This is a genomic window from Promicromonospora sp. NPDC110617, from assembly GCF_055598465.1.
The window spans coordinates 42,709-60,274 of record NZ_JBVKBM010000005.1; the positions used below are offsets into that span (position 1 = coordinate 42,709).

The window sequence follows — 17,566 nt, forward strand, 5'->3', positions numbered from 1 at the left end:
ACTCGGAACCTTCGCCGGTCAGGAGCCCGCACCCGGGAACCGGACGCCCGTCAGGTCCTCCGAGACGTCCCAGAGCCGGCTCGCGGCCGCCTCGTCGGTCGCGGCCGCGTAGACGCGCTGCGGCGCCGAGCTGCCCGTGAAGTGGCCAACGCCGTCGGGCCCGTAGAACGTCCCGCCGCCGGCCGTGACGTCCGTGACGGCCTGCAGGGCAGGCAGGACGCCCATCTCGACCGGCTGCACGAACACCCCGAGGGCGAGCAGCCGGCGCATGATCGTGTCCATCCGCGGGGGCTCGCCAGTTCCCGAGCCAGCTGCCGAGCCCGTTCCCGAACCCGTTCCCGGGCCGCTGCCCAGGCCCGGTCCGGCCGCGTAGAGGCCCGTGTAGGTGGTGCCGGGGTGGGCCGCGTTGCTCACGATGCCCCAGCCGTGCGCCCGGCTGCGCCGGTCCAGCTCCAGGGCGAACATGAGCTGGGCGAGCTTGGAGAAGTTGTAGGCGCGCACCGGCGAGTAGTCGCGCTCGCTGTTGAGGTCGGCCCAGTCGATCCTGCCGAACCGCGCCGCGGCGCTCGACATCGTGGTCACGCGCGCCCCGGTCACACGGGTACCGGCCGCACGGGTCTCGGTCGCACCGGCCTCCGAGGCACGCAGCAGCGGCAGCAGCCGCCCGACGAGCGCCATGTGTCCCAGGTGGTTGGTCCCGAGCTGGAGCTCGAACCCGTCGGCGGTCGTGTGTCGGCTGGGCGGCGTCATCACCCCGGCGTTCGCGACCAGCAGGTCGATCGGCCGGCCCTCGGCCAGGAGGTCGTCGGCGAGGGCGGCCACGGACTCCAGCGACGCGAGGTCGAGCCGGCGCGTGCCGACGACGGCGTCCGGCACCGCCGCACGAAGGCGCCCGACGGCGGCCTCGCCCTTGGCCGGGTTCCGCACGGGCAGCACCAGCTCGGCCCCGGCCCGCGCGAGCCGCTCGGCGATCCCGAGCCCGATGCCGTCGCTCGCGCCGGTCACGAGGGCGCGCCGGCCGGTGAGGTCGGGCACGACGACGTCGGTGTACCTCCGGGGCCGGTGCCGCGCGGGGCTGCCGGCAACGGCGCTGCTGGTGACGGGGCTGCTGGTCTTCTTGCTGACGGCGGGCTTGCTCACGACGGGTCTTCCTCACGACGGGTTCTCCACCGGTCGGCCGACCGGTCCCGATCAGCGTGCGCGCGGCCCGCGGCCGGATCCAGGTTCGAGCTGTCCGTGGCTACGGGCCTGTGACCAGCACCACGTCACGTCCGGGCCCGCTGTGTTGTCGAACTGGTAAGACCACCAGGAGGGTGTCATGGAGAAGATTCTGATCGTCGGCGGCGGCTACGCGGGCTTCTACACCGCGTGGGGCCTGGAGAAGAAGCTCCGCAGGGGCGAGGCCGAGGTGACGCTCGTCGACCCGCACGGCTACATGACCTACCAGCCGTTCCTGCCCGAGGTCACCGCCGGCTCGATCGAGGCGCGCCACGTCATGGTGTCGCTGCGGCGCCACCTGCACCGCACCACGATCATCGCCGGCCACACCACCCGGATCGACCACGCGCACCGCACCGCGACCGTCCGCACCAACGACGGCACGCTGCGGGAGATCGCGTACGACACGATCGTCGTGACCGCCGGCGCCGTGACCCGGACCTTCCCCGTCCCCGGCATCGAGCAGGAGGCGATCGGCCTCAAGCACGTGGAGGAGGCCGTCGCGATCCGCGACGCGCTGCTGACCGCGTTCGACCGCGCCGCCCTGCTCCCGCCGGGGATCGAGCGGCGTCGCCTGCTGACGGTCACCGTCGTGGGCGGCGGGTTCACCGGCGTCGAGGTGTTCGGCGAGCTGCTCTCGCTGGCCACCGCGCTGCTGCGCTCCTACCCGGAGCTCGGCCGTGACGACCTGGCCTTCCACCTCGTCGACTCGAACAAGCGCATCCTGCCCGAGGTCACGGACGAGCCGGGCCGCTGGGTCGTGCGGCACCTGCAGGAACGCGGCGGGCGCATCCACCTCGGCACGCAGGTCGTCTCGGCGGCCGACGGCCGGATCATGCTCTCGACCGGCGAGTCGTACGGCAACGGCCTGCTGATCTGGGCCGCCGGCAACGGCAGCAACCCCGTCGTCGCGCGGAACACCGACCTGCCGGTCGACGAGCGCGGCCTGGTCCGCGTCCGCGCGGACCTCCGCGTCGGCACCGACGACGAGCCCGTCGCCGACGCCTGGGCCGCCGGCGACAACGCCGCCGTGCCCGACCTGGCCTCGCCCGTCCCCGGCGCGCGGACCGTGCCGAACGCGCAGCACGCCGTCCGGCAGGGCAAGCTGCTGGCGAAGAACCTGGTCGCCGTCCTGCGCGGCCGAAAGCCCAGGCCGTACCTGCACCACAGCCTCGGCGTGGTCGCGACCCTCGGCATCGGACGCGGGATCTTCCAGTACAAGGGCCTGGTCATCAAGGGGTTCCCGGCCTGGATCATGCACCGCGGCTACCACGTCCTGGCGGTCCCGACCTGGGAGCGCAAGGTGCGCGTGCTGCTCGTGTGGGTCTCGGCGGTGCTGTTCGGCCGCGACATCATCCCGCTCTCGACGGTGCAGGCGCCGCGCGCGGCGTTCCTCGCGGGCGGCGACCCGTTCGCGGGTGCGCACGAGCGGACGACGCCGGCCACCCCGGCAGCCGCACCGGCGGCCGCGGCGGCGGCCGCACCGGCAACCGCGGCGCCGACAGTCGCGGCACCTGCGGCACCGGCCGCCGACGCCGTCCGCCCCGAGCTGAGCGTGGTGCGCGATGCTGGCTGACCTCCGCCGCCGGGCCGCGGGACTCCGCGCCCGGGCCGCCGCGCTCGGCGAGCGGCGCGTGCAGCTGCACTGGTCCAACCTGTTCGGCGTCGTGACGTTCACGTGCCTGGTCGTGCTGACCGTGACCGGCATCCTGCTGGCGTTCACCTACACGCCGTCGAACGAGCTGGTCACGTACACCGGGCCCTACGGGCCGCTGCAGGGGGCGACGGTCACCGAGGCGTTCGCCTCGACCATGCGCATCTCGTTCGAGCAGACGGGCGGCCTGCTGCTGCGGCAGACGCACCACTGGGCGGCGCTCGTCATGCCGGCGTCGGTCATCACGCAGCTGCTCATCACGTTCTTCACCGGCGGGTTCCGCCGGCCGCGGCGGCTGAGCTGGGTGCTGCTGGTGGCCGCCTTCGTGCTGGTGCTGGCCGCCGGCTGGAGCGGTTACGCCCTGCCCGACGACATGCTGTCGGGCACCGGCCTGCGGATCGTGGAGGGCGTGGTGCTGAGCATCCCGTTCCTCGGGACCTGGATTGCCGGGCTGATGTTCGGCGGGCCGTTCCCGGGCCAGATCATCGAGAACCTGTACCCGCTGCACGTGGCGATCGCGCCGGGGCTGCTCGTCGTGGTCCTGATCGCGCGGGCGGCGCTCACCCTGCGGGACGGGCAGGCCAAGCAGTTCCGGCCGGAGCCGGTCGCGTCGCTCGGGCTGCGCCTGTGGCCCGACGCCGCCTTCCGCGCCTTCGGCATGATGGGCATCACCGGGTCCGTGCTGGTGCTGCTCGGCGCGACCGCCACGATCAGCCCCGTCTGGACCTACGGGCCGGCGTCGGTGGGCGAGGTCGGTGCCGGGAGCCAGCCCGACTGGTACATGGGCTTCCTCGACGGGGCGCTGCGCCTGGTCCCGATGGGCTGGGAGACCGAGTGGTTCGGCTGGACGTGGACGTTCGCCACGCTGGTCCCGCTCGCCGTGGTCGCCGTGTACTTCGGGCTGCTGGTCGTCTACCCGTACGTCGAGGCGTGGGTCACCCAGGACCGCGAGCAGCACCACGTGCTGGACCGGCCGCGCCACTTCCCGGTCCGCACCGGGATCGGCGTGGCGGGCGCGCTCTTCTACGGCATCCTGTGGGGCGCCGCGAGCGCCGACATCGTCTCGACGGAGTTCAACGTGACCTTCGAGTCGGTGATCACCACGCTGCAGGTGCTGCTGTTCGTCGGTCCGGCGCTGGCGTTCGAGATCACGCGCCGGGTCTGCATCGGGCTGCAGCGCAAGGACCGCGAGATCGCGCTGCACGGGCACGAGACGGGCCGGGTGGTGCGGATGCCGAACGGCGGGTACGCCGAGATCCACCAGCCGGTGGACGACGCCGAGCGGGCGCGGCTGACCGTCGTCCCCGTCCCGGCGGCGCCGGGCCGAACGGACGGCCGGGGCCGGCTGCGCGGGACCGAGCGGCTGCGCGGGGCGCTGGCGCGCGGCTTCGGCACGGGGCACGTCATGCCGGCGGCGGAGCGCGACGGTGGGCGGGGCCGGGACGGCGCCCGGGAGCTGGAGGGCGCGGGCGGCCGGGGCCGGGAGCTGGAGGGCGCGGGCGGCCGGGGCCGGGAGCTGGAGGGCGCGGGCGGCCGCGTCGCCGCCGGGAGCGGCCGGAACGCCGGGACCCACGCGACGCGCAGGGCTATCCGCCCAGCGCCGAGAACGCCTCGTACACCATGAACGCCGGCCAGAAGAGGCCCTGGACGATGGCCCAGATGACCTCCCAGAACCCGTCGGCCTGCTGCCAGAAGTAGACCCAGGCACCGATGACGCCAAGCCCGTAGATCGCGCCGCCGCCGGCCGCCGCACGTGAGTCGCTCATGACGCACCTCCTGCGCCAACGCTACGCGGGCGACGGTCCGGCGTCCCGCTGAGCTGGGCGGGGGACGCACCTACCGGGCTCCCGGGCGGCGGTTCTCCTCGCCGGCACGGGCCGCCTCACCTTCGAGGCCCGGGTTTCTCCGCTTGAGACGCCCTGAAAGCGGAGAAACTCAGGCCTCGAAGGCGTGCATCGCCCGCACGAGCCAGCCGACGAGCCGGGAACGCTCGCCCTCGACTCCTTCGGACAGCCGCGCCGCGACGTGCACCACGAGCCACGGCTCCAGGTCGCGCAGGGGACGCGGCGAGCCGTCGGCGTAGGCCAGCGCGTACCCGCGGGTGAGCACCGACCGGCCGGCGGCGACGAGCCCGCGGCTCGCCAGCCCGGCCACACCGCGCGGGGCGGCGGGCGACGCGTCGGCCCACTGCAGCAGCAGGATCGCCCGGGTGTGGTCCGCCTCGGGCACACCGCGGGCGGCGTTGGGCCAGTCGATGACGTTGACCCGCTCGCCCGACACCATGACGTTGCCGGGGTGGTAGTCGCCGTGACACAGGCGGTCTCCCGACGGCAGCCCGTCGAGCAGGCGCAGCGCGAAGCCGCGCAGCTCCGGGGACAGGGTCGCGCCCTCGATGCGCGCGGCCAGCACCTGGCGGACGTCGGGCAGGTCCGCCGGGGCGGGCACCGCGTGGACGGCGAGATGCGTGTCGGCCAGGGCCCGGGCGAGCGCCCGCACCCGCCACGGCCTGCGCCGGAGCACCTCCAGCATGTCCGCGCCGGCGACCCGTTCCAGCACCAGGCCGGGGCGGCCGTCCCAGGTCAGGACGTCGACGAGGCCCGGTGCGACGTCGTGCCCGGCCAGCCCGGCCAGAGCCGCCGCCTCGGCCTGGTGTCCGTCGAACCCGGAGCGGTAGAGCTTCACGACGGCGTCGCCGCCCCACGCGTACACCTCCGCCTCACGCCCCACGCCGATCCGGGGCCCGAGCCTTGCCCCACCGGCGGGGACCGGTCCGGCGGCGGTCGAGTCGGTCATCCGCACAGTGTGCCGGGCGGACGGCGGTGCTCACCACATCCTTTTCGGGTGGTCTCCGGCAGCCGCACACCCGAGCCGCCCGGCGCGCTCCAGGGTGTTGACCACAGCAGTTGCTGCCAGCCGGAGGCCGAATCTGGCAGCAACTGCTGTGGTCAACACCGTGGGGTGGTGTGGTTGCGTCGACGCGGCAGGCGAGTCGGGGGCAGGGCTTCGACGCGGCGACGGCTCGGGTGATTTATCGGCTCATGTGCCGACCTGACTTGACTTGATCAGGCTCGCCTCGCCTAAGTTAGGCACACCTAATTCCATACCGGGCACCGTCCCGGCGTACGAGGGAGTTGTCCGATGTTGCGCCTGCCCGGAGCCGGCCCCGATCGCGCCGCGACGCGCACCCCGAGCAGGCCGGTCACCGACAGGTCGTTACCTCCGGCCCGACGCCGTGCGGCCGGCGCCGCCGCCGCGGCCGGGCTGCTCGCGATCGCCGTCCTCCTCGCCGGGTGCGGCCTGCAGCTTCCCCTGGCGGGGCACGCGGACGACGGCGGCGCCGTCGTGGGCACCGAACCCCTCGCCGAGCTGGAGCCGATCGCCGACCCGCGCGCCTGGACCGGCGAGATCACCGTCGGCACGCCCGAGCGCCCCGTCGACCCGGTCGCCGAGGACCCGCGCCCCGCACTGCCCGCGACCGTCACGGACGCGCAGGGCACCGAGGTGACCGTCACCGACACGAGCCGGATCCTCGCGCTCGACCTGTACGGCTCGCTCTCGCGGATCGTGTTCGAGCTCGGGCTGGGCGACCGCGTCGTGGGGCGGGACGTCTCGTCGGGGTTCCCGGAGATCGCGGACCGCCCGGTCGTCACGTCCGACGGCCACGAGCTCACGGGTGAGGCGATCCTCGACCTGGCGCCGACCGTCATCCTCACGGACACCACGCTCGGCCCCTGGGACGTGGTGCTGCAGATGCGCGACGCCGGCATCCCCGTCGTCGTGCTCGACAGCCACCGCAGCCTGGAGACCTCCGCCGACCTGGCCCGCGCCACGGGCGAGGCCCTGGGCCTGCCCGGCGAGGGCGCGACCCTGGCCGAGCGCACCGCGGCCGCCGTCGACGACACGCTGGCGCAGGTCGCGGACCTGGTGCCCGCCGACCCCGCCGTCCGGCCGCGCGTGATCTTCCTCTACGTGCGCGGGCAGTCCGGCGTCTACTACCTGTTCGGCGACGAGTCCGGGGCGGACTCGCTGATCGAGGGCCTGGGCGCCGTCGACGCCGCGGCCGAGGTGGGCTGGAAGGGCATGCGCCCGCTGAACGACGAGGGGCTGATCTCCATGCAGCCCGACCTCGTGCTGCTGATGACCGGCGGGCTGGAGTCCGTGGGCGGCGTCGACGGGCTGCTGGAGCAGGTGCCCGCCCTCGCGCAGACGCCGGCCGGCGAGAACCGGCGGTTCGTCGCCATGGACGACACGGAGATCCTGTCGTTCGGGCCGAGGTCGGCGGACGTGCTCGACGCGCTGGCCCGCGCGTTCTACGCGCCGGAGAGCGTCTCGTGACCCCGGTCGACGCCGACGTCCGCGTGCTGCCGCCCGCCCGCCCGGCCCGCACCGCGGCCGTCGCCGCGGGTCTGACCGTCGCGCTCGGCGTGCTGGCGGTCGTGTCCGCCGGGTCCGGGCAGCTCCACGTGCCGCCGGCCGAGGTGGTGGGGTCGCTGCTGCACCACGCGGGACTCGACGCCGGCCCGCTGCCGGCCCACCCGAACGGCGACGCCGCGCTCTGGACCATCCGGTTCCCGCGCGTCGCCATGGCGGCGCTGGTGGGGGCCGCCCTCGCAACGGCGGGCGCCGTCATGCAGGGCGTGTTCGGCAACCCGCTGGCCGAACCCGGCGTCGTCGGCGTCTCCTCCGGCGCGGCCGTGGCGGCGTCCGTGACGATCGTGCTCGGGCTGACGGCCCTCGGCCCGTGGACGACGGCGGTCGCCGCTTTCGCGGGCGGGCTCGCCGCGACGTTCCTCGTCTACGGGCTGGCGCGGTCGGCGGGCCGCACCGAGGTCGTGACGCTCGTGCTCACCGGCGTGGCCGTGAACGCCGTGTGCGGCGCGGGCCTGGCGCTGACCACGTTCCTCGGGGACACGCAGGCCCGGGAGCAGATCGTGTTCTGGCAGCTCGGCTCGTTCAACGGGACCCGCTGGGCGTACGTCGCCGTGGTCGCGCCGCTCGTGGTCGTCGGACTGCTCGGCGCGCTGCTGCTGGCGCGCCGCCTCGACCTGCTGTCCCTGGGCGAGCGGTCGGCGCGCCACCTCGGCGTCGACGTCGAGCGCCTGCGCGTGCTCAGCATCGTGGTGGTCGCCGTGCTCACCGCCGCGGGCGTCGCGTTCTGCGGCATCATCGCGTTCGTCGGACTCGTGGTGCCGCACCTGGTCCGCATGGCCGTCGGCCCGGCACACCGGGTGCTCGTGCCCCTCAGCGCGCTCGGCGGCGCCGTGCTGCTGCTGGCCGCCGACCTCGTCGCGCGCACCGCCGTCGGCTACGCCGACCTGCCGATCGGCATGCTCACCGCGCTGGTCGGCGGGCCGTTCTTCTTCTGGCTCATCCGCCGCACGCGCCGCACCGCGGGAGGCTGGGCGTGAGCGCGCTCCTGACGCTGACCGGGGTCCGGGTCGAGGCCGGGAGCGCCGTCCTCCTGGACGACGTCGACCTCGACGTGCGCCCGGGCGAGGTGCTCGTCGTCGTCGGCCCGAACGGCGCCGGGAAGTCCACGCTCGTCTCCGTCCTGGCCGGCGACCGCGCCCCCGACGCCGGCGAGGCGGCCTGGACCGGTACGCCGCTGGGCGCCGTCCGGCCCGCCGAGCTGGCCCGGCTGCGCGCCGTGCTGCTCCAGGAGAACCAGGTCAGCTTCCCGTTCCGGGTGATCGACGTGGTCCGCATGGGGCGCGCGCCGTGGCAGGGCTCGGGCAGGCAGGGCTCGGGCAGGCAGGGCCCCGGCAGGCAGGGCTCCGGCAGGCAGGGCTCCGGCACCCCCGCCGACGACGACGCCGTGGTCGCCCGCGCGCTCGACGCCGCCGACGTCGCGGCGCTGGCCGAGCGACGCTTCCCGACGCTGTCCGGCGGCGAGAAGGCCCGGACGTCGTTCGCACGGCTGCTCGCCCAGGACACGACGCTGCAGCTGCTCGACGAGCCGACCGCCGCCCTCGACGTACGGCACACCGAGCACCTGCTGCGCCAGGCCCGGCGGCACGCGACCGCGGGCGGCGCCGTCGTCGTCGTGCTGCACGACCTGGCGCTCGCCGCCGCCTGGGCGGACCGCGTGCTGGTGCTCGACGGCGGCCGGGTCGCCGCCCTCGGCGCCCCCGCCGACGTGCTCACCGCCGATCTGCTCACCCGGGTGTACGAGCACCCGGTCGACGTGGTGCGGCACCCGCTCACGGGCGGGCTGCTGGTGCTCCCCCGCCACGGCGGCGATCACGGCAGCGCTCCCGCCCCTTCGCCCGCCGGGACCCCCGGGACCCCCGGCCTGATCGACGCGCAGGCCCGCACCGGAGCCCCTGCCCAGGTTTCCGCCCGGACACCTGCCCCGACCGAGGACGCCCTCAGCGAGGACCCCGCATGACCTCCCGTCACCTGCCCCGCCCGCCGATCTCGCTGGTCGCCCTCGTCGTCGTGGTCGCGCTGGCGCTGCTGGGCCCGGTGCTGCTCGGCTCGGTGCCGACGGCGCACGCCGCCGCCCGCGTCGCGGTGTCGGGGCAGCCCGACCCGGGCGGGGCCTCGACGGTGCGCCTCTCGGGCAGCGGGTTCCAGTCGGTGCCCAAGGCGTTCGGTGGGCTCTACGTGTTCTTCGGGTGGGTCTCGGACCCGTCGGGCGGGTCGTGGGCGCCCAGCCGCGGCGGCGTGTCCGGCGACGCCTACCGGTACGTACCCGACGCCGAGACCGCGCAGAACGCGGGCTACCAGCGGTTCGTCGCGTTCCCGGGGTCGAGCACGGAGGCGGAGGCGAACGGCGGCACCATCGCCGCGGACGGCACCTGGTCCACCGACCTCGTGATCCCCGGCGCGCGCTTCAAGGCCGCCGACGGCGGCACCGTGGACTGCGCGGCCGTGCAGTGCGGCATCATCACGATCGGCGCGCACGGGGTGCGCAACCCGAACAACGAGACGTTCACGCCCGTGACGTTCGCGGGCTCGGGCGCGGGCTCGGGTACCGGCGCGGGCTCGGGTACGGCGGGCGGCGGCTCCGGTGCGGGGTCGGACGCGGCGGACGGCGGCTCGGGCGGCGCGCAGGACGACGCAGCCGGCTCGGGGACGGGCGGGTCCGGCAGCGCATCCGGCGACGCGAACGGGTCCGGCGACGACGCGAAGGGCCGCCCCGCGAAGGCCGGCCTCGGCGTGGACCAGGCCACCGCCGTCGTCGGCCGCGTGCTGAGCTTCGGCGCCCAAGGCCTGGAGCCCGGCGAGCAGGTGAGCGTCACGCTCGACGACGGCCTGGTCGCCGTCGGGCCGCTCGTCGCGGGCAACCACGGCGAGGTCGCGGGCCTCCTGGAGCTGCCCGCGGACCTGCGCACGGGCACGCACGTGCTGCGGCTGTCCGGCGCCTCCTCCGGGACGACGATCGAGACCGAGGTGACCGTCACCCGCGACCCGGCCGAGGTCTCGGCCGCGGAGGCCGCCGCAGAGGCCGCGGGAGCCGCGGGGACGGGGGCCGCGGGAGCTTCCGTGGCCGACGACGGCACCTGGCGGCCCGAGGAGATCGCGGTCGGCGTCGCGGCCCTGCTGCTGGTCGTCGCGATCCTGTCGTCACTGGTCACGTCGCTGAAGCGCCGCGCGGACCGGCGTCGGGCGGAGCGGGACACGGCAGGGCGGGAGGCAGGGCGGGAGGCAGGAGCCCCGGGCAGCGGGGACCCCACGGAGCAGCCCGACCCCGCAGAACAGCACCCCGCCGAGCAGGAGGCCCGCGCATGAGCCGCACGACCCGCCGTCGTCACGGCGCCGCGACGGCCGCCGTCGTCGTGCTCGCCCTGCTACTCCCGGCGACGGCCGCGGCATCAGCCGTCGCGTCGGCGACTGCGGCAGCGACTACGGCTGCGACAGCGGCCACCGGCGACGACCAGGGCCCTCTCCTCCTCACCGTCACCGTGCCCGAGGACGAGAAGCCGCCGCCCGGCGAGGCCGAGGACGGCAGGCTCACCGACGCCGAGCTGCGCTGGGCCGTCAGCGTGCAGGCCGGTTCGGAGAGCCACCTCGCCGGGCAGTGCAACTTCCTGGTCGCGGGCCGGCCCGGCACCGACGGCGACACCGGCGGCGGGCGCATCTGGACGGACGCCGACCGGGACCTCTACCACGGCACCGCCGGCGACGTACGGGTGGTGCGCACGGTCGGGCGGGGCGCAGACGCTGCCCAGCGCGCCGCGACGTTCGGCACGCGCTGCACGGCTCCCGACGGCCGTCCCGTGTCGTACTCGGCGGGGCGCACGACGGGTGCCGAGGTGGTGCTCACGGGCGGCACCGGCACGCGCGAGGCCGACGGCTCGGTGCGCATCCGCTGGACGGGCAGCTTCACCGTGGTGTTCTACGGCGGCCTGGTCTACTGGTGGGTCACCGACCCGGAGCTGCGCCTCGACCCCGCCGGGAACGGCGCGCTGACCGGCACGCTCGGCGGCTACGGCACCGACCAGCAGGACATGACCGTCTGGGAGCCGCTCCCGCCGACCCGGGCACAGCTCCTCACCTTCACCGGACGCCGGCTCGACCCGAAGTCGCGGGGCGGGCACCTCGTGCCCGACTACTGCGGCGTGCGCGCGAGCACCGGCGACCGCGTGCCGCAGCTCCGCGAGGACCCGGCCGGGAGCTGCTGGGGCTCGTTCCCGCAGGGGTTCGTGAACTTCCACCAGCGTGTGGGCGAGCCCGAGTTCTGGTACTCCACCGGTACCCGGGACGAGATCAAGTCTCCCGCGAACGTGAGCGTCAGCTTCGACGCCGCGGAGTCCGTCGGCAGCGCCGGCCCCGGCAACGGCGGCACCGGCACGGGCGGCGGCAGCGACAACGGGGGCGGCACGGCCCCACCCCCCGCGGCTGCCCGACCCGCCGCGTCCGCCCCGCCCACCACCGGACCCGAGGGCAGCGGCGGCAACCCGGCCGGGGGCGGCGGAGGCACTCGCGACGGCTCCGGCTCGACGCCCGACGCCGACACCCCCGCCTCGTTCCTCCCCGTGGCCGCCGCGACCCTCGACGCCGCCGGCGCCGCCCTGATCCCCGACGGCCTGATCCCGGGCGGCACCACCGGCCGCCGGCTCGCCGTCCTGACCGCCGTGCTGCTGGTCGCCGCGTCCGTGGCGATCCTCGGCTTCCGGCAGGGCTGGCTCGTGCTGCCCTTCCGGCGGCGTGACCCCTGAGACCCCCAGTCCGCAGTCCATCCCCAGAGAGAGGCAAGAACTGATGACACGCAGCAGACCGGCGGGCCGCGCGCGGCACCGCGGGCACGCTCTGATCGCCACCGGACTGGCCGCGACGCTCGGCACGGCGCTCGCCGCCGCGCCGCTCGTCGCACTGACCGCCACCGCGGCGGAGCCGAGCGAGGTCACCGCCGACAGCGGTGACCTCGCCTGGGGCTTCCGCGAGAGCTTCCGCAACTACGTGGGGCGCCAGACGGCGGCGCTGCCGCCCATCGGCGCAGTCCCGGTCGGCGAGCGGATCACGCTCGTCGCGCCCGGCGAGTTCGACGAGAACGGCACGCCCGCCGCCAACCTCGACACGACGCCGCCGAACGAGACCCTTCCCTACCTGCTGCCCGTCACGGGCGGCACGGTCACCGACGCGGACAACCTGACGGTCGCGAGCGCCGGCGGCGCCGTCTTCCACTTCCCGTCGCACGCCTTCACGGTGACGGTCAAGGACGTCGCCGTGGTGGTCGACGGCGGCGCGGGCACCCTCGTGGGCGACCTCGCCGTCGAGATCCCGGAGAACAACCTGGGCTACGAGCCCGGCACCTACGGCGGCGACGACGTCGTGCTCGGCGAGGTGGCGACCACCACGGTGGACGTCGCGGCCGACGCCGTCACCGTCTCCGGGACCGGCGTGACCCTGACGGCCGAGGGCGCCGCGGCGCTCCAGGGCTTCCTGGCCGAGGGCGCCGCGCTCGACAGCTTCACCGTGAGCGCGCGGACCGCGCCGGCCGAGGAGCCGGGCACCGGGGAGCCCGAGGAGTGGAACCCGACCGTGACGCTGTCGAAGGCGTCGGGGCTGGACCCCGCCGGCGAGACCGTCACGGCCACCGGCTCGGGCTTCGACCCGGCGGCCAACGTGAACACCTCGGGCCGCCCGCCGGTCGCCGCGGGCGCGCCCACGGGCGTGTACGTGGTGTTCGGTTCCTTCGGGAACCCGTGGCGTCCCTCGGAGGGCGCCGGCTCGGGCGCCCGGACGGTGCTCGCCCAGAGGTGGGCGCTGCCGGAGCCGTCGTACTCGCAGGTCAAGGCGGACTTCCCGAACGTGGCCGGGCAGCTCGTGCTGCTCAACCCGGACGGCACGTTCACGGCCGAGCTCGCCGCGGCGCCGTCGGACACCGCTACCGGCGCCTACGGCGTGTACACCTACGCCGCGGGCGGGGCGGCCGCCAACGCCGCCCAGGAGCTGGGTATCCCGGTGTCGTTCGCGGCGCCGGGCGGCGAGGGCGACATCGACCTGGAGGTCACCGTGCCCGAGGGCGAGGACCCGGGTGAGCCCGGCGAGCCGGGCGCGTTCACGTGGACGGTCGTGGGCGGAGCCGGGGCCGTGAGCCTCGGCACGGCCGAGGCGGGTGCGGGCGCCCTGACCGCGACGGGCGACCTCAAGCGGGTCACGGTCACGGACACCCGCGCGGGCGGTCCCGCGTGGAGCATCAACGGCACGGCGACCGACTTCCTCGCCACCGGCGGATCGGCGTCCTTCCCGGGGAGCAGCCTGGGCTGGTCGCCGTCGGTCTCGGAGAACACCGGCGGCGCCGTCGCCGGTGCGCTGGTGCGGCCCGGCACCGGCTCCGGCCTGACCGCGGGCGCCACCCTGGTGTCCGCTCCGGCGGGGCACGCGTCCGGTTCGGTGACGGCGGACGCCGCGCTCGACCTGCGCATCCCCCTGGAGACGCCGGCCGGCGACTACGCGAGCGTGCTCACGCTCACCGCGGTGGGCTGACGGTCCCGTGCTCTCCCTGCCTCACCTCCTGCGTCACAGCGCAGGCCCGCTGCCGCGACGCGCCCTCGGGCGCGCCGCGGCAGCGGTGCGCACCGTCCTGCCCGTGGTCGCCCCGCTCAGGATCGCCCCGCTCAGGATCGTCCCGCTCAGGATCGTCCGGCGCGGGACAGGCGTGCTCGGGATCGTCCTGACCGGGATCGCCCTGCTCGGCGGGCCGCCGCTCGCGGGTCCCGCGGCGGCCCACGCCATGCCGGCTGCCGCAGGGTCGACCGCCGCAGGGTCGACCGCCGCCGCCGTCGGCACGGCCACTGCCACCGCTACCGACACCGCCGCCATCGGCACGTCCACCGCCACCGACACCGACACCAGCCCCAGCACCAGAACCAGCACCGACGGCATCTCGTGGTCCGTCGCCCCCGCCGACAACCGGCAGGGCGCCGGCCGCGCCAACTACGCCTACGCCGTCGAGCCCGGGGACCGCGTCCGCGACGCCCTGGTGGTGACCAACCGGTCGGCAGCTCCCCTGCGGCTCAGCGTGTACGGCACCGACGCCTTCACGACCCCGGGCGGCCACATCGACCTGCTGACCGCCGAGGAGCCCGCGACCGGCCTCGGCACCTGGATCACGCTCCGGCGGGGCGCGCTGGACCTCGACCCGGGCGAGTCCGCGGAGGTCCCCTTCACGCTCCGCGTGCCCGACGACGCCGCGCCCGGCGACCACGCGGGCGGCGTCGTCACCGCGCTGACACAGCAGGTGGGCGGCTCGGCCCTGACCGTCGACCGGCGTCTGGCCCTGCGCGTGCACGCGCGCGTGGCGGGCGACCTCGCGCCGGGGCTCGGCATCAGCGACCTGAGCGTCACGACGGACGTGTCGGCCAACCCGTTCGGGACCGTCACCTCGACGGTCCGCTACCGGCTCACCAACACGGGCAGCGCCCGGCTGGTGCCCACGGAGTCGGTCAGCGTGGCGGGTCCCGCGGGCGGGTCCTGGGCCGGCGGCACGGCGACGGCGTCGGGCGAGCTGACCGAGATCCTGCCGGGCTCGACGGTGGAGCGCGTGGTCGAGGTCCGCGGCGTCCGCCCGCTCGTTCGGGCCGAGGCGACGGTCCGGGTGGACGGCCTCGTGGTCGGCATCGGCGGGGGCGGCGTCACCTCCGCGCACGACGCCGTGAGCGGCTGGGCCGTGCCGTGGGCCCTGCTCGGCCTGGTGCTGCCGGCAGTGGCGGCCGCCGTGGTGATCCCACTGGTGCGCGCGAGACGTGGCAGGCTCTGGGGCAGACCTCACGACGCAAGGAGTACCTGATGAGCCGGCCGGACGAGCAGCGGTTCCCGGCGTCGGTGTTCGGCGTCGGCTCGGAGCCCGACGCGCGCTTCTCCCTCGCCAACGAACGGACCTTCCTCGCCTGGATCCGGACCGCCCTCGCCCTGGTGGCCGGCGGCGTGGCCCTGGAGACCCTCGGGCTCGACCTGCACCCGGGTCTGCGGCTCGCGGCGTCGCTCGTGCTCATCGTCGCGGGCACGGCGCTGCCGCTGATCGCCTGGGCCGGGTGGATGCGCGTCGAGCGGGCGCTGCGCAGCGGGTCGCCGCTGCCGTCGTCGATCGTCGGCGTGGTGCTCGCGGTCGTCGTCGCGGTGGTCGGTGTGCTGGTGCTGCTGGGCGTGCTGCTGCGATGACCGCGGCGGGGTCGCCTCCGGGCGCGGGATCTTCGCCGGGTGCGGGGTCTTCCCCGGGGGCCGGGTCACCTCCGGGCGGCGGGCCGCCCCCGGGTGCCGGACAGGCGCCCGTTCCTGGGCTGCAGCCGGAGCGCACCGAGCTGGCCTGGCGCAGGACGGCGCTGTCGGTCGCCGCGGTCTCGCTGGTCGGGGCCCGGCTGCTGCCCGCACTCTTCGGCAGCGTGGTCTGGCTGCTGCCCGGCCTGGTCGGGCTGATGCTGGCCGGGTACCTCCTGATCGCGTCCCGACGCCGGCACGGCCGACGCGTGCCGATCCCGGCGCGGGGCCCCGGGCATGACTCGCCGGGCGCGGGGCTGCTCGCGGTGGCAGGCGCGGTCGTGGTGGCGATCGGCCTGGGCGGCTTGGCGGTCGTCGTGGCGACCCACCTCCGGGCCTGACGGTCCGCCGACCCGACCGCTGGTCCGCCGTCGGGCACCGGTCCCGCACGGCGCGCTCCGCTGGGCCGCCAGGCCCCTGGGCCGCCGGACGCGTCCAAGGTGCGCTTCTACCCAGTCATCTGGCCCGCAGGACGCATGACTCCGGGCCGAATGACTGGGTAGAAGCGCACCTTGTGGGCAGGCTGATGGGTGGGCGGGCTGATGGGTGAGTGGGCGGGCTCGTGGGTGGGCGGGTCGACGGGTCGTCCAGGTCCGCGGGTCAGCGGGTCAGGGCAGGGTCCAGCGCTGGACCGTGCTCCCGTCGCAGTCGGCGATCTGGGTGCGGGTCCCGTCGGTCTGCACACGGCCGACCGGCTGCAGGCAGCGGCCGGACTGCGGGTTGCGCAGCGCGAGGGTGCCGCTGGTCGAGGCCCACTGCTGGGCGCCGGTACCGTTGCAGTCCCAGAGCTGGACGGCGGTACCGGGCGCCGTGGCTCCCCCGGCGACGTCGAGGCACTTGCCGAGCGCACGGACGGTGCCGTCCGTGCCGACGGTCCACTGCTGGGCGGCGTTGCCGTTGCAGTTCGCGAGCTGGATGGGCGTGCCGTTGGCCGAGTTGGCGCCGGCGACGTCGAGGCAGATGCCGTTGCTCGCCCGGATCGTGCCGGTGCGCCCGCCCCCGCCGCCCTGGGAGTCGTAGACCCGGACGTAGTCGACGACCATCTGCTGCGGGAACTGGGTGCTCCCGTCGGGGTAGCCGGGCCAGTTGCCGCCGACGGCGACGTTCAGGATGAAGAAGAACGGCTGGTTGAACACCCACGGGTTGCCGCCGGTGTTGGCGGGCGTGAAGGTCTGGTACGCGTTGCCGTCCACCAGCCAGGTGATCGAGTTGGGGCTCCAGTCGATCGCGAAGGTGTGGAAGTCGTCGGCGAACGACCAGCCCTGCGGGTGCTGGTACTGCCCCGTGATGGGGTTGCCGCCCGAGTAGCCCGGGCCGTGCAGCGTGCCGTGCACCAGGTGGGGCTCGCGGCCGATGTTCTCCATGATGTCGATCTCGCCGGACTGGGGCCACGGCGTGCCCGGGAACTGCCCGCCGAGCATCCAGAACGCCGGCCAGATGCCCTGGCCGCGCGGGATCTTGATCCGCGCCTCCAGCCGGCCGTACTGCGGCTGCACCTTGCCCTTGGTCGTCAGCCGGGCCGAGGTGTACCCGCTGCCCTCCTGCCGGGCCGTGATGACGAGGTTGCCGTTGCCGTCCAGGGCGGAGTTCTGGCGGGAGTTGACGTAGTTCTGCAGCTCGTTGTTGCCCCAGCCGCCCGCGCCCGTCTCGTGGTTCCAGTTCGCGGCGTTAGGGGCGCTGCCGGCGGCGCCGTCGAACTCGTCGGACCAGGTCAGGGCGGCGGCGACCTGTGCCTGCGCATCGGTCTGCGCGGCGTCTGCCTGCGCTGCCGTGCCCTGGGTTGCCGTGTCCGGCGCTGCCCCGGCGTCGGGCACCCGCGGCGGCGCTGCCGAGGCGACGAGCGAGGCGGACAGGACGAGCGTCACGGCGGCAACCGCCGTGACGAGGGTTCGGGGTGTGGTGCTACCGGCGGTGCCGGACCTGCCGGATCTGTGTGCACGACGCATCGGGGTGCTCCCTCGACGTGAGCCATCCCGCCGGGCGGGACTG

15 protein-coding genes are annotated in these 17,566 nt (G+C 75.4%); 11 read left to right on the top strand and 4 right to left on the bottom strand.

Annotated elements, in window-relative coordinates; genetic code table 11:
• Window positions 1-18: 18 nt before the first annotated feature.
• Window positions 19-1,140, bottom strand: a complete 1,122-nt coding sequence (locus ACZ7LE_RS24185) for an SDR family oxidoreductase (RefSeq protein WP_470405766.1) — start codon at window positions 1,138-1,140, stop codon at window positions 19-21.
• A 178-nt stretch (window positions 1,141-1,318) separates the two neighbouring features.
• On the opposite strand from ACZ7LE_RS24185, the gene ACZ7LE_RS24190 reads away from it, so the two are divergent.
• Both ACZ7LE_RS24190 and ACZ7LE_RS24195 read left to right on the top strand, forming a co-directional pair.
• Window positions 1,319-2,794, top strand: a complete 1,476-nt coding sequence (locus tag ACZ7LE_RS24190) for an NAD(P)/FAD-dependent oxidoreductase (protein WP_470405767.1) — start codon at window positions 1,319-1,321, stop codon at window positions 2,792-2,794.
• Window positions 2,784-4,496 carry a cytochrome b gene (locus tag ACZ7LE_RS24195; RefSeq protein ID WP_470405768.1) on the top strand — a complete coding sequence of 571 codons (1,713 nt, stop codon included), beginning with the start codon at window positions 2,784-2,786 and terminating at the stop codon, window positions 4,494-4,496. Before ACZ7LE_RS24190 ends, ACZ7LE_RS24195 begins: the two co-directional genes overlap by 11 nt.
• Here the strand turns inward: ACZ7LE_RS24195 and ACZ7LE_RS24200 are convergent.
• Both ACZ7LE_RS24200 and ACZ7LE_RS24205 read right to left on the bottom strand, forming a co-directional pair.
• Entirely contained in the window at window positions 4,459-4,638 is a 180-nt protein-coding gene (locus ACZ7LE_RS24200) for a hypothetical protein (protein ID WP_470405769.1), read from the bottom strand. The two genes, ACZ7LE_RS24195 and ACZ7LE_RS24200, sit on opposite strands and share 38 nt — an antisense overlap.
• 169 nt (window positions 4,639-4,807) lie before the next feature.
• On the bottom strand, window positions 4,808-5,665 hold the full coding sequence (locus tag ACZ7LE_RS24205; RefSeq protein ID WP_470405770.1) for a phosphotransferase: 858 nt from the start codon (window positions 5,663-5,665) through the stop codon (window positions 4,808-4,810).
• Window positions 5,666-6,010: 345 nt separating this feature from the next.
• Between ACZ7LE_RS24205 and ACZ7LE_RS24210 the strand changes: the two genes are divergently transcribed.
• Genes ACZ7LE_RS24210 through ACZ7LE_RS24250 form a run of 9 tightly spaced genes read left to right on the top strand, consistent with a single transcriptional unit; the run spans window position 6,011 to window position 15,918 of the window.
• On the top strand, window positions 6,011-7,207 hold the full coding sequence (locus ACZ7LE_RS24210) for a heme/hemin ABC transporter substrate-binding protein (RefSeq protein ID WP_470405771.1): 1,197 nt from the start codon (window positions 6,011-6,013) through the stop codon (window positions 7,205-7,207).
• Window positions 7,204-8,280, top strand: a complete 1,077-nt coding sequence (locus ACZ7LE_RS24215) for a FecCD family ABC transporter permease (protein WP_470405772.1) — start codon at window positions 7,204-7,206, stop codon at window positions 8,278-8,280. The genes ACZ7LE_RS24210 and ACZ7LE_RS24215 overlap by 4 nt, the downstream gene beginning before the upstream one ends.
• Complete coding sequence (locus ACZ7LE_RS24220; protein ID WP_470405773.1) at window positions 8,277-9,260, top strand: ATP-binding cassette domain-containing protein; 984 nt, start codon at window positions 8,277-8,279, stop codon at window positions 9,258-9,260. The genes ACZ7LE_RS24215 and ACZ7LE_RS24220 overlap by 4 nt, the downstream gene beginning before the upstream one ends.
• A complete protein-coding gene (locus ACZ7LE_RS24225) occupies window positions 9,257-10,606 on the top strand; it encodes a hypothetical protein (RefSeq protein WP_470405774.1) in 1,350 nt (449 codons plus the stop codon). Before ACZ7LE_RS24220 ends, ACZ7LE_RS24225 begins: the two co-directional genes overlap by 4 nt.
• Window positions 10,603-12,036 carry a hypothetical protein gene (locus tag ACZ7LE_RS24230; protein ID WP_470405775.1) on the top strand — a complete coding sequence of 478 codons (1,434 nt, stop codon included), beginning with the start codon at window positions 10,603-10,605 and terminating at the stop codon, window positions 12,034-12,036. Before ACZ7LE_RS24225 ends, ACZ7LE_RS24230 begins: the two co-directional genes overlap by 4 nt.
• Before the next feature lie 43 nt (window positions 12,037-12,079).
• Window positions 12,080-13,807 (top strand): HtaA domain-containing protein, encoded by a 1,728-nt coding sequence (locus tag ACZ7LE_RS24235; RefSeq protein ID WP_470405776.1) that lies wholly within the window; start codon window positions 12,080-12,082, stop codon window positions 13,805-13,807.
• Window positions 13,808-13,814: 7 nt separating this feature from the next.
• Window positions 13,815-15,110, top strand: coding sequence for a WxL protein peptidoglycan domain-containing protein (locus ACZ7LE_RS24240; RefSeq protein WP_470405777.1), 1,296 nt, complete (start codon window positions 13,815-13,817; stop codon window positions 15,108-15,110).
• A complete protein-coding gene (locus ACZ7LE_RS24245) occupies window positions 15,110-15,481 on the top strand; it encodes a YidH family protein (RefSeq protein ID WP_470405778.1) in 372 nt (123 codons plus the stop codon). Before ACZ7LE_RS24240 ends, ACZ7LE_RS24245 begins: the two co-directional genes overlap by 1 nt.
• Window positions 15,478-15,918: a DUF202 domain-containing protein gene (locus ACZ7LE_RS24250; RefSeq protein WP_470405779.1), complete on the top strand. Its 441-nt coding sequence runs from the start codon at window positions 15,478-15,480 to the stop codon at window positions 15,916-15,918. Before ACZ7LE_RS24245 ends, ACZ7LE_RS24250 begins: the two co-directional genes overlap by 4 nt.
• A gap of 267 nt (window positions 15,919-16,185) precedes the next feature.
• On the opposite strand, the gene ACZ7LE_RS24255 is transcribed toward ACZ7LE_RS24250, so the two are convergent.
• Window positions 16,186-17,442: a family 16 glycosylhydrolase gene (locus ACZ7LE_RS24255; protein WP_470405780.1), complete on the bottom strand. Its 1,257-nt coding sequence runs from the start codon at window positions 17,440-17,442 to the stop codon at window positions 16,186-16,188.
• Between the last annotated feature and the right edge of the window lie 124 nt (window positions 17,443-17,566).